This is a genomic window from Ekhidna sp., assembly GCF_040223195.1.
Lineage (GTDB): Bacteria > Bacteroidota > Bacteroidia > Cytophagales > Cyclobacteriaceae > Ekhidna.
In genome coordinates, this window is record NZ_JAVKDX010000017.1 from 1 (window position 1) to 13,199 (window position 13,199).

At 45.5% G+C, this 13,199-nt stretch carries 3 protein-coding genes; all 3 read right to left on the reverse strand.

All coding sequences use genetic code 11. The features are described 5' to 3' along the window. The coding region (locus tag RLN88_RS10595) for a LamG-like jellyroll fold domain-containing protein (RefSeq protein WP_350221373.1) at positions 1 to 7,554 on the reverse strand (7,554 nt) is incomplete at its 3' end. Between the two features lie 345 nt (positions 7,555 to 7,899). Continuing rightward, positions 7,900 to 11,316, reverse strand: a complete 3,417-nt coding sequence (locus RLN88_RS10600; RefSeq protein ID WP_350221374.1) for an FG-GAP-like repeat-containing protein — start codon at positions 11,314 to 11,316, stop codon at positions 7,900 to 7,902. Continuing rightward, positions 11,316 to 13,139 carry a PorP/SprF family type IX secretion system membrane protein gene (locus RLN88_RS10605; RefSeq protein WP_350221375.1) on the reverse strand — a complete coding sequence of 608 codons (1,824 nt, stop codon included), beginning with the start codon at positions 13,137 to 13,139 and terminating at the stop codon, positions 11,316 to 11,318. The genes RLN88_RS10600 and RLN88_RS10605 overlap by 1 nt, the downstream gene beginning before the upstream one ends. Between the last annotated feature and the right edge of the window lie 60 nt (positions 13,140 to 13,199).

Here is a 13,199-nt window from a genome sequence, read left to right on the forward strand (position 1 = left end):
AGACGTTCCAATATGAACTCTTAGTTCATAATTACCTGATCCTCCAACAGCGTTGAGGTTGGTTTCATCAAAAGTGATGGTACCATTATCAGCGTTACAAAGTGTGTCATCTGTTTTATCGGCATCAGCAGATAAGTCAAAATTGACCACATCGGCATCTGGCAGGTCATCGATGGTTACCTGAATGGTAGTATCGCAAAGGGTCGTTAAATCCTGAATTTCAACTGTGTAGATACCGCCTGGTAGTTCCGATAGCTCATTGTTGTTAACCGCAAATGAAGTTGGTGTACTCGTTCCAGCACCATCGTACCACGTGAACTGGAAGTTGCTCACATCTGGGTTGGCATCCTGGCGCTCCATGGTAACTGCCCCATTGTAAGTGCCTATGGCAAGTGTTTCATCGCAGACTGTGTTATTAAACGTTCCTGCGTTCAGAGCTGCTGGCTGAAATAGAGGTACTTCAGAATCATCCTCGACAGTTACATAAATGATCTCAGATGAGCAACCGGTGTAATTATCTGTTACGGTAAATTGGTATTCTCCTGCAGGCAGGTTATCAAATATCCCATCATTCTCAGGATCCAAGATCAGGGTACCGGATCCGTCTGCTAATTCTCCCTCATAGGTGTATGGGTCCATGAAGAATTCCACACCATCTATGAAGTTTCCTACAGAGTTGTTACCACCTGATGTTGCAATAGCTCGATACTCAAATCTTGTGAAATATTGCCCGTCAGGAACTGTATATGTTCCTTCATATACATACCATTGGTCGTTATTGGAGGTTTCCGTTGTTATTTCTACAAGTGCACCACCTGATGGGCCTATATAAAGTCCAATTTCATCCACACCCGATCTTCCACGGTGGGCGAATCTCCAAATCATTTCAACTCCTGGCTGGGTATTCAGATCAAAATACAGAGCCGCATCACTATTGGCATTAATTTCAGCCCATTGATTGCCCTCGTATGCAGCATGTGGTCTGACAGTATTTGTTGCATTCCAGATTTCTATTCGTTGATCTGGGGCAGTAGTAGACCAGCCGCTAATATCACTTTGATCGAAGGTTTTGATTCTTCCACCATCAAATGACTGTTCATGGTTGGACGCTGTTAAAATGTCAGGATTCTCGAAGCTTCCATTGATGTTGTTGATGGAAACTGTTTGAGGGTTTTGAAGTACCTGTGTGATATCAATTGATCCTCCGTAATTGGATGGGTCACAGGTTGTCTGATTGGTAATCACAATATCACTCTCATCTACTAGGAGTGGATCTTCCTTGGCATCTGTAACCTCAACTGTTGTGATAGTGGAGCAACCATTTGCATCGTCAGTCACCCTAACGGTATAGATTTCTGGCTCTAACCCACCAAGGTGATAAGGTTCGCTATTTACAAGGAAAGCATTTGGGTTAGCCGCACCCGGAAGCGCATTAGCAGGAAGTGTATTGTTTCCCAAGAACCATTCGTAGGTAAATCCAAGGACATTGCCCGCACCATCCCCATCAGTAATTGCTCGGCCATTGCCAATATTACAGCTGGTGCTTGGCTCATCTTCTACCGCGTTTGGAGAAGGGGTTGCAGGTACGAGTGTGAGGTTCACATTGAGCGTATCAGATGTACATAAGTTGGCTCCTGTAGCCACCGCCTTGTAGGTTCCTTCACCTAAGTTCTGGAATGTAGCCGATGCACCGGAAATAACTCCAACTCCTGGGATTACATCTCCATTTTCATCCAGAAGCTGAAAATCGTAGGTTCCGGCAGGGGAGGCACTTACTTCGATTTCTCCATCATATGCGGCAGGAATACATCCTGTATTCGGATTAGTGCCTACCAACGTGGCAATAGGAAATTGCTGATTTTCTGACAAGACAAATGATTCAGTAACGGAGCATTGAGTATCATCATGGGTGATGATAACCGTGTATTCATCTGCAATAAGGCCGGATACAGTGCTGGTATTAACTCCGGATGGTACTGATCCATTGGCGGCCGTGCCACCATTGACCAGATCTACTCCGTCCAATTGCCACTGGAAGGAGAAGCCATCGCTTTCCACACACTCAATGCATGGCACAATTGCGTCTGGACCGTTTATAAATGCTCTGAGCGAGCCATTTCCGGTTCCGCAATCTGTCTGTGGACTTACTTCCTCAATGGAAGGGGACGGAACGTATGGGTCATCATTTACAGTAAGCGTCAGCTCTACTGTTTCGCAACCTGTTGCTACGCTTTGGGCTACCACTGTGTAGTCGCTGGCATCCAGTCCACTCAAAGAATTTAATCCTGCGGTTGGTCCGGCCTCAACCGGATCACCGGAATCATCACCCCGATACCATGTGAATATGTAATCGTTTGGATCAAACCCTACTTCAACTATACTGACAGAGATGAATCCATTAGGAGCTAATGCATCACATGAAGTATTATCATTGACTGTTCGTGTAGCTGAGAACACGGGAACAGTAGAAACCTCTCCTACAACCACATCTACAAAATCATCACAGGTAAGATCGTTATTGGTTACGCTGATTCGATAATTTCCATCTTCAAGTCCGGTGAAAGTAAATCCTGTGCTACCATCATTCACGGTAGGGCTGCCGCCGATAGGGGTGGCAAAGCTGTGCCCCTGGTACAACTCGTAGGTATAGGAAACCGGCTCCACCACATTGGAAGAACTTGTTACCAGAATTTCTCCTCCGCCAGGGGTACCACAATTCGGATCATCTGTGATATCCACAAAAATGTTTGGATGATCCGGGATATCCGCAAGTGATACTGTAACGGGAGGAGTGATACAGTCGGTCACATCATCTTCTGCTGTTAATGTGTAGAATCCTCCTGCCAGTCCTGTAAAAAGGCCTGAAGAATTATTGTCTAATTCCACATCTGTAGAAAATCCTTCATACAGCCGGTAGGTATAGTTTGCTCCCGGGGGAGTGATGAAACTACTTAAATCAATGCTACCGTTTGGTGAGCTGGCATCACAAGAAGTATTTGCTATAGCATCTGCCACCGGGCATTCGATATCTGCGGTGAGGGTATTTACAGAGCCGCCATTGTAGGTGGCTGTGCCATTATTACCATTTCCTGATTCGTCAGGCACGTTCGCACCATCTCCTACAGCCGGGGCTCCAGGGATATTGTTGAAATTGTAATACGCCACAAGTCCGGGTTCCGCTCCAGTTAACTCCTGGCACATGTACTGGTTGATGGTTGATGCATCCAGGACAGTATTGAAGATTCGAAGCTCATCTATGACTCCCTGAAACTTTCCATAATTTTGGTTTGCGTCTCGCCCAAGGAACATATTCGGACCTGCATTTCTGAGTATGCCTGATCCAACGAAATTACTTTCTCCTATGACCACACCATTGGCATAGAGTTTCATCTCACCCGTTGTACCATCCCATGTTCCGGTTACGTTGGTCCAGCCCGTTGCTGAGTAGGCACTATTGATCCTTCCTCGTCCTCCTCCGGTTGTTTTCACCACAAAGGCCAACCCGTCATGATTGTCTGACCAAAGCAAGGTTTGGTTTTCACCTGTTGCTCCAGAAGAGAATGTGCGGTGATCGTTGGCATAGTTTGCGGAGGTGAAATCTGCCCAGTAGGAGATCGTCAACGCAGTTTCAACATCAAGCCCAGGACCAAAAAGCTGTGGCAGTTCTACATATCCCTGACCCACAAGATTGATTGCATCTTCTGTATCAATTTCGTTGTTTAAAGCAAACTCCGGCTCAACGAAATTATCGGAGATATAAACGGTAGTAGTGTCCATACAGCTTGTAGCTGTTTCTTCTACTACGATGGTATAAGTTCCTTCTCTAAGTCCTGTCATTTCCCATTCTCCAGCACCGAAAGATGCACTAGGGAATGAACCGGATGGAATTTCATTTTCAGGTATGGTATTTACCCCCAAATACCAGGTATATTCAAATCCCGGATCACCTACGTTTCCATTTACGGTTGCCTCAGCAATACCTGTCGGGTTCAATCCGCAGGTGGAGTTTGGCTGAATCTCAGCAGCCGTCATGACCGGTGCATTGGAGTCATCACCCATCACTACAACCTGGAAGTTTTCAGAAACACATCCTGAAGAATTTTCTTCCGCAGTAACTGTATAGTTTCCAATATCGGAAACCGTGTAAACCGGCCCGGTGAAGTCCGGGGTAGGCCTGACGCCTACGCCATCATACCAGTAGAAGGTATAGTCGGCTGTATTGCCTCCAATACTTGCGGACAAGGTACCCGTGCCACCACATGTTTGGATGTTGGTGATAACAACGTCTATATTGTCAGCATCCGGTTTCACTAACGTACTCGTTACTTCACCAACTGCATCAACAGTACAACCTGTTAGCGTTTGAACCACTCTGACGGTATAGTTTGAAGCAGAAACATCAGTTAAGGTATCGCCGGTGGCAATGATTGTACTGGAAAGGTCAGAAGTCAAAAACCATTCAAATTCGTACCCATCATCTGTATACAATGAATCGAGCGGGAAGTTGCCAGCATCCGGGTCTGCCGGGAAGGTACCATCCGTGGTTTGGGTATAGACAAAGCCTGCAACAGATCCATTAGGTAGGTCGCAATTGGTCTCACTCGTTACTTCATATGCCCAAGCGTGAACCAATGGAGCAACCAATTGAATTTCAATCTCTACTGTATCTGAATAACATTCGGTAGTTTCATAGTATCCTATCACATCATAGATGCCATCAGCCATCTGAGGGTACTGGCTGCCTGTATAAACGGGGGAGCTGTAGTCATCGTCATTGTACCAGTTGAAAACGAAACCATCTGCTTCGGTGTACTCTGCTGTGATGTCTGGCCCGGTTCCATCTACCACGATGTTATCTATGTAATGATGTTCAGTTGAGCTTGTATTATGGATTTCAGCTATGATAACGAGCGAGGCGTTCGAGCCATCAGCATTGAGATTTCCAATTAAAGCCTGGGCAAAAGTGAAATCTCCTATCTGGAAACCATTGCCCAGCTCTCCGGATTCTGTCACTACACCACCACCATCTTTCAATTCATAACTGACCCGTACCCAGTCTCTCCACTCACCGGAACCTTCCTGATCCCCGTTTTCAAAAATATCTACCGTAACGCTTAGGTCTGTATAATTTGAAATGTCGATATCCTGAGAAGTCCAGGTGACGACCCCCACATCATTGGATGTGCCCGTGCCGGATGCACGGAACATTTTGGAACCGCTGTAAGTGGCTACTCCAAAGAAACTTGGGCTTTGCGTGCCACCATCAGATGTCCAGGAGGTACCGTCTGTATCGGATTGAGCACCATCAGTCCGATCCTGAAAGTTTTCTACCCAGAAATTTTCAGTAGCCCCTGGAGCAGGACCAAAATAGTATGCCCGGGCACTGGCATTGTCGGGCACTGTGGGAACACACTTTCTGTTGTCATTGATTTTTTCTACGGTAAGATCAAATGATTGAAATCCTACCAGTGTATTTTGGATATTGTTTCCAGTTTCGCATTCAGGAATGGAGGCCGTAGGTAAGGGCACAGAAATAGGAGGAGTACCACCAGCATCGTTGATAACTACAAAGAGCTCAAAATTTCCTCCGATACCAGAAATTGTTTGAGTGATTGTAACTGTTTCGCCGACCTCAAAGTTTGTTAAGAATGTCACTTCTGTATCCAGCAATGTAGCTCCAGCAATCCTGGGATCCCCGGCATAATAGGAGACAGGAAGGTTTCCAGATATTCCTATATCGCCAGTGTTTGTTATTTCGAATTCAACTGTAATTTCAGCATCTGGACATTGCGCATCAGTTGCTGAAACAATTCCAATAAAATCAATGTCTGGTGATGCGAACTCCACACAGCCATCTTCATTGAGTATGGGGGCTTGGTTCAGGAAGGTATTAAGCGGACGACTTGGGAAAGGAACTAAACTTCCATCTGCATAGGCACATAGTCCATCCGAAAAGACCAGGGAGTGATCCTGTACCTCCTGGGGTATGGTCAAATCATCATTGATGTTTACATTGTAATATCCGTGCTGATTCCAAACACCACGAGCGGGCATCCATGCCTCACCGTCAGACTCAAATACACGAACGTGTGAAAACTCAGAATTTTCATATGGATTAAACGGCGTTGAATTATTGAAATAACAGGTGACACATATTTCACTTGCTCCATCACCATCTACGTCTGCAATGACGGGGTATTCTTCCTGTGTTCTGGATACGCACGCAATTTCCCTTCTTTCTGTGGTGGTATTATCTCCATTGCCTACTCCATCTACGATGAGCAAGGACTCCTCACTTCGGTAAACGACCTCAACAGCACCATCCCCGTCAAAATCAAAAAGGGAACATCCGGTAAATCCTGATGACCCTTCCTTAATTGGGTGAATCCAATGGACGTTAAAATTTTCATCCAGGGAATAAAGCTTTTGGTTCATCACGAAGTTGGCATTGAGCTGGCCATCTCCGTCCACATCCCCAATATTTACCCGACCCGGCCCTCTGACGAAGTTGTTGCTGGGATCGTGATAGGTAATGACATTACCATTGGTCACATCCCAGAAAAAAATGGTCGTTTCACCATTATACTGCTCACTACTGGTACCCAGTGCCCCGGTAATAATCAGATCGAGGTTTCCATCCAGGTTATAATCAGCTGCGGATACTGTAGACCATTGATCATCCCAGCTGGAATAGTATTTTGGATAGTAGTTAAGATTACTGGCAATATCATCATGAATATCATCATCCATGTCTCGCACGAGAGTTCGTGTTCCCGCTGATTCATTGATGGCCCACACTTCATTTCCCGAAATCAGCTCAAGCCCGGCACAATCTGCACAAGCTGATGCTGGCAATAAATCTACGGCAAGGGATCCGTGGGTGAAGTTTCTTTCCCAATCTGAATTGGTGCCGGTTACGATAATCGTACCAGTTGCCGCATCCACAATTTCATTTCTGTAATAAATCTCCACGTCCCCATCTTCATCAAAGTCAGCAAACCCTGGCAGACCGATGGCATCATTTCGGGAAGACTTTCCGGACCATAGAATGGTAAGGTCATGATTGAACATGATCATGTCATCTCCTTGATCCTGGGAAACCAGAATCTCTCCAAATTCATCACCGTCAATATTCCCAAGTACCGGGGCATTTTCCGGATCAAACCCGAACGTGGTACTGGCGATAGTTGCGCCGGTAGCTCCATTCAAAATGAATACTGATCTCGCTTGCTTGTTGGTAACTACTACTTCGGGTATTCCATTTCCATCCAGATCACCTACCATCGGGGTGGCGTGGCTGTTTGCACTGCCATCTTCTGATCCCCATTGCCGCCTGATGGCAAAAGTGGTTACATCGATTTCATCAGCACAATTCACACTATTGCCAAAGAAGAAGTCTTCGCAAGCTCCCGTGTCAGAGCATTGTCCGTCATAACAGTCAATGAGGCCATCCCCGTCATCGTCTATGCCATTGTCGCAGATTTCCTGAGCGGATGCAAGGATGGAGGTAAATGAAAGGAAGAAAATGAAAATTGACTTCAGGTAGCTTTTCATGTGCATAATGTTTGTTCTTAATGAGCACATGGAATGTCCAGGTAGCCAATCACCAATGCTCGCTTCGGGATTTTCATCGCTGTTGATATCAGATTGGTTGTGTTTAGCATGTGGACATTTCATGGTATTAGTTGAAATGGATACGGACATAGATACACTTTAATTGTATAATGTAACCCTCTAGTAATCTAGATAAACCCCTTGAAAATCAAAAGGTATATTGAGTCAAGGTAAAGTTATGGATATAATGAAATTATGAACTATATCAATAAATAATATAACTATTTAAAGTTAACTTTTAGACCAACCGCCTATTTGGCAGGTCGAAATTATACGATTAGGGGATTATCGGGCAAGTAAAATACTACCGGATTTGGTCATATTGGAATCTTGACATTTCATCACAAAATAATAGACTCCCTCTGGTACAGGAGATCCATTGAAATTTCCATCCCAAACGCAGTTATCACCCGACTCAAAATTTTCTTTTGTACTGATGTTCCTTCCTCTTGAATCGAATACATACACTTTGCATCCCGCGGCAGTACCCAAGTCACCGATATTCAGAATTTCCCAGCAGTCATTCATGCCATCCCCATTCGGAGAGAAGGTCTTTCTGGGTCTGAAATTGTCAAGGAATACCGCTATGGTGTATGTTTCGTCGCAGTCATTATTATCTGTTCCCGATAGGGTAACCAAGGTTAGGGGTTGAGAGGGAAAGAACGTGGTGGTAGTTCCGTTTGGATTGTTGAAATTATCAGAGGCTCCATTTCCGGTTTCCCAACTAAAATCTGATCCTCCGGATGCATTCAATTCAATGAAGTTGGCATTCGCTATTTCAATGAGTGGATAGACTACTCCGTTAACCGTTGTGTCATTTCCATCTGTAAGTGCTTCAAGACCCTCATCGATCGCCAAATTTGAGTTGCTGAAATTTAAAATATCGACGGTATCCTGAACTTGGCAACCGATCGTAGTGGTTACTCGTGAGATAACCCAAACACCATCAATTCCTTGCGGGGTGCTTGCGTCAATGCTGGACGTACTGGATTCGGAGACAGTATCTGAGGTTGCCATATCCACCACCGCCCATTCATAGGTGTCAATGGTTCCTCTGGAGGGACTGGTCAACGAGACAGTGATGACATCACTAGGACACTTTTCTGTTCCATCTGTCACATCAAAGGTAATGGTAGGGGCATCAGAGACAGTCACATTAACTACATCGGTATCCTCGCACAAAGCGCCCCCGCCACCGGCATACACTTCTGTGTCTGGGTAGGAGGTATTGAGGGTTACTGTATATGCTCCTGAAGAAGGGAAGCTGAAATCCAAATCTTGCGTTGTGGCTGTGTGAATATCGGTAGATCCATCATTCACGATCCATTCATATTGTAAGGTAAATCCTCCGGCTCCTGTGGAGGAAGAGGTGAATGTGGTGAGAAATCCCACGCATGTTTCCGATGGGCCATCTGCTGCCGAGGTTGGCAAGGCTACTTCATTTACAGAGTAAACAGCGGTTTCAGAGAGGCAGGTATTTGCATCGGTTACTTCCACGGTGTAGTTACCCGTTTGGTTGGCGGAAAGTGTAGCACCATTTTGTCCTCCCAGATCAGAGCCGTTTCTTTGCCATTGATACGTGAAGTCACCAGTGAAATCCGGAACTCTCAGGGTAATGGATGTACCTGCACAGAAATTATCCAGATTATCATTCACTATTTCCAGCAGCGGTGGCTGGTTTACTTCCAGATTGAATGTGGCAGATTCTTCAGAATAGCATTCGCCATTTTTTCGTGCCCTTACAGTGTATAGTCCGGCATCACTTAGTGATGCATTTGTAATGTCTAGTGAAGAGGTTGTGGTAGGGGAACCTGGAACGATCACCTCTGTACTTCCATCTGGTTTGGTCCACTCAAACTCATCAAAGCTGTCTGCCCCGGAAATACTTATGCTGTAGTTGTCTCCTACACATATATTGTCAGAAGCCCCGGCATCAAAAGTAGGAGAAGCAGGCTGTGTACCGCCAACTAATGTAAAGGTCGCATTTCCAGCTAAAGCACATTCGTATGGTTGGCCGGTATCATGAGTTATGGTTACTTCAACGGTAGCTGTAGTGCCTGCCGTTATCGTGATGTCAGCATTATCACCATTGTTGTTGTCTACGGTTCCGGTTCCTCCGGTTATCTGCCAGTCATAGGTAGCACCGGCAGTCTTAGTCGCAAAAAGGGTAAACTGGTCATTTAAGCAAAACTCCAGATTATTCGGTGAGATCTCTGGTTCTACACAGTTTCTGTTCAAAAATATCCCCAGACTTCCTGGTTGTCCGGATGCAATATTATGAACGAAAGCAATATCCGGACGGGCATCACCATTCAGGTCACCTGCTACCACATTTTGGTTGGTATTGGTCGTTGGGATGGCTGTTGGTGTTGCAAAGCTGATAGAGCCTGTTGATGTGTTTTCTATCACAAACAAATCATCTATTGTTGTGGTGGAGCCAATGATTAGATCGGGCTGTCCATCACCATTCATATCGCCCACATCCACCCCGCTTGGGCCTGCCCCTGTTATAGTCACATTGATCCCTGCGGCAAAGGTAATGTCTCCATTCACCGTACTGGTGTTTCGATAAACCTCCACCCTTGCGAGCTGCTGGTTTGTGGCCACAATATCTATCAATCCATCCTCATCAAAATCAGCTGTTTCCACGTTGATCCGTTGAGCATTCGATGTGATTCCGGTTTGCTGAACAAAAGACACACTACCAGGCTGACTGGTATTTTTCATCACGGTAATTCCCTGATTAGATTCCCGGAATGGAAGGGATACTACGTCCAACCTGCCGTCATTGTTAAAATCAGCTACATTGAGTGAGCTGGTATTTATTGGTCCGGTAATTGAAATCGGGTTTGCCGAACCAAAGGTAAAATCACCGTTACCTAAGTATATATGGAATGTCCTGTCTGAGCCGTTTCCAACGATAATGTCAGGATTTCCATCGTTATCAAGGTCTGCAATTCGAACATTTCCGGGAAGTCGGTTACCGCTGGTTGCAGCTGGCAATTTGAATTCTGCGGAGGGATTCGCAGGGAAAGGGGAGGGAAAGCCACTTCCGTTATTTCTATAAAGAAAAATATCTCGTGGACTGGTTACCCCATTTGAGGTATAGACCAAATCCTGATCTCCATCATGATCAAGATCTCCACAGGTGAGGGCGATTGCCCCGGTATTATTGTTGGGTGCATTTAGGCTTTGAGCCAACGTAAAATCCCCTCCACTTAATGCGCCCGTTCCAGCGGTATTGTTTTGATAGATGGTCACCTCTACTCCCGAGCCTGCATTGTGCGCGATGGCCAGGTCATTGAGGCCGTTGTTATCAAGGTCACACATGCAAATATCGTAAACATCTGTGAGGCCTGTGGAGACCAAAAATTCACTGTCATAGCTGGTAATGTCTGAACCACTGAAACTGATGAAAAACTGCTGTCCGGAAGAAACGGTATGGTTGTCTGAAGTTTGAACAGTTAGAGATCCATGAGTAACACCGGCAGGAACCACTGCTGTTACTGTGTTGGCCGTGGAAGATGCAGGCACCACCGAAACTCCCCCGAAGTAAACCAGGTCTACATTGTTGAGGTTAGATCCTGAGATGGTAACCGTCTGCCCCACCTCTATATGCGTGGGGGAGATGTTGTTTATGAATGGCTTTTGTGCCAGCAGGATTGCCGGGAACAAACATGCAAGTTGGAATATTCTTCTCATCAGTCTTTCACTTGAAGTACCCAGGCTTTGGCAAGCTTGGAGGTTTTTCTAAATTCGTCACGTTTTGATCTGGCTTGCGAGATATTTCCAGATTCGTAAACCACCACATAGTAGTAGCCTCTGGCGGATACATAGCCAACAATGGTGTCATGATATCCGCTTTGAAATAATTCATCACTGTAATCTTCTGCATGCTGGAACTCGGAGAATGCCCCTGCGATTACAAAATTTCCGGCAGGAAGTTCAAGTAAGTGATCACCTCTTTTTACTACCACGTGATCATTGGAGGTGGCGAGCTCCTCATGAGTTCTGAAATCTGTGGTAAGCTCAGGGTCACCTTTGGCCACTTCCTCATGGTGCTCTTCGGTCAATTCAGGATTTGATGCAATGGTTGCTGCCTGAGACTCATTGATTGCTTTATCCCATTTAATAATGTTTTCGGTACTGCCATCAGGATTTGTTTTTTCATAGCGTACACCAATTTCTTTAGAGCCATCCGGAAGGGTACGCTCAAGGTGGCCGTCTGCCGCCACAGTCATGTTTGTCGCATCAGCCTTTGGCACCCAGCTTATCACTACATTTTTGTCTCCACCTGCAGCCGGTTTTTCCAGCCTGATTCCTGTTTCTTCCTCACCAAATTGATTTGTTCTGGTGATTTCTCCATGATCTTCCTGGTGGTCCCAATCATCCACTTTTTCGGTTGGCACCTCTGCCACCGGCTCAGGATCATCCAAAACGGTTGGTTTTGCAATTTCTAATGCATCTTCATCGCTTGGTGTTTCCCGGCTTTGCTGTAGTGCGGCAAGCTGTTTTTGTCTCTCCAGTTCTGCTTTCCTGGCTCTCTCTTCCGCAGATAGCCTGTGACTTTTTATAAAAGATGATACATGCTCTGCATGATCCTTTTTTGTCCCCAGGTGGTATCCAATATTGATTTCCAACGTAGGCCCTAACTCTGAGGAAATGTTAGAATTCCCAAGTTCATAGGCAAAGCCCACCGCAAACTTTTCTTTAATTTTTGCACCTACAAGTCCGGTAATCCCAGCGTCTTGCCTATATCCGGCACCAACCCAGACAATATGGTACAGGTGAGCAATCATCACTCCCTCAATCTGGTGGGGGATTACGCTACTATACCTATATATAATGTGAGGCTCGAAAGCAAAATCATCATTGACGTGTCCCCGGTAATTCATTTTGAAGAGAATATTGTCTGTAGGGGAGAATTTGATGTCCGATACTTCCTTTTGTGTAATTGGGTTGTAGCTAAAAAGATTTGGTAGAGAAACACCAACATTAAAGTGGCCAAAGTGATAGGCTACCCCAAAATCCCCAATAAAGAAGGTGGACTGATCAAGAAAATTTTCAAAAGCCGGATCGCCCGGGGAATCAAACTCGGTAATGTTCACAGAATTTATACCTGCACCAAGAGACATACCGAAACGAAGAAAGTGGGTCCGGTCTATATTTAGGAGGTACGATGCAGATGCTTTTACGGCTGAGGTTGCCAGAAGTCCCTGCGTGATATTGAAGGCGGCTCCACCAAGTGCAAGCCCGCCCTGAAGTGGCACGTGAAAGCTGGCATGGGATATCTGAGGAGCACCTTCTACATTGGTCCACTGATCCCGATACATCACAAAAAAAGCAGCGTGTCCTTCTACACCCGCATAGGCGGGATTATACATGTATGGGTTCATAAAGAACTGATTGTAGACTTGAGGCTGCTGTGCATGGGCCTGAGAGAATAGAAAAATAAAGGCACCAATGAGGGATACTTTTTTACCCCACTTCACATAAACCATCCCGGAGAGATTTAATCGTTTCAAGTAGTGATGATTTCTTTGATCTAAACCCTAAATTAGAGAATTTATTGCATTTTGCATCAC

What these genes read in the sequence shown, in the direction of transcription:
- RLN88_RS10600 (WP_350221374.1), bottom strand. Translation starts at nt 11,316, where the DNA reads ATGAGAAGAATATTCCAACTTGCATGTTTGTTCCCGGCAATCCTGCTG.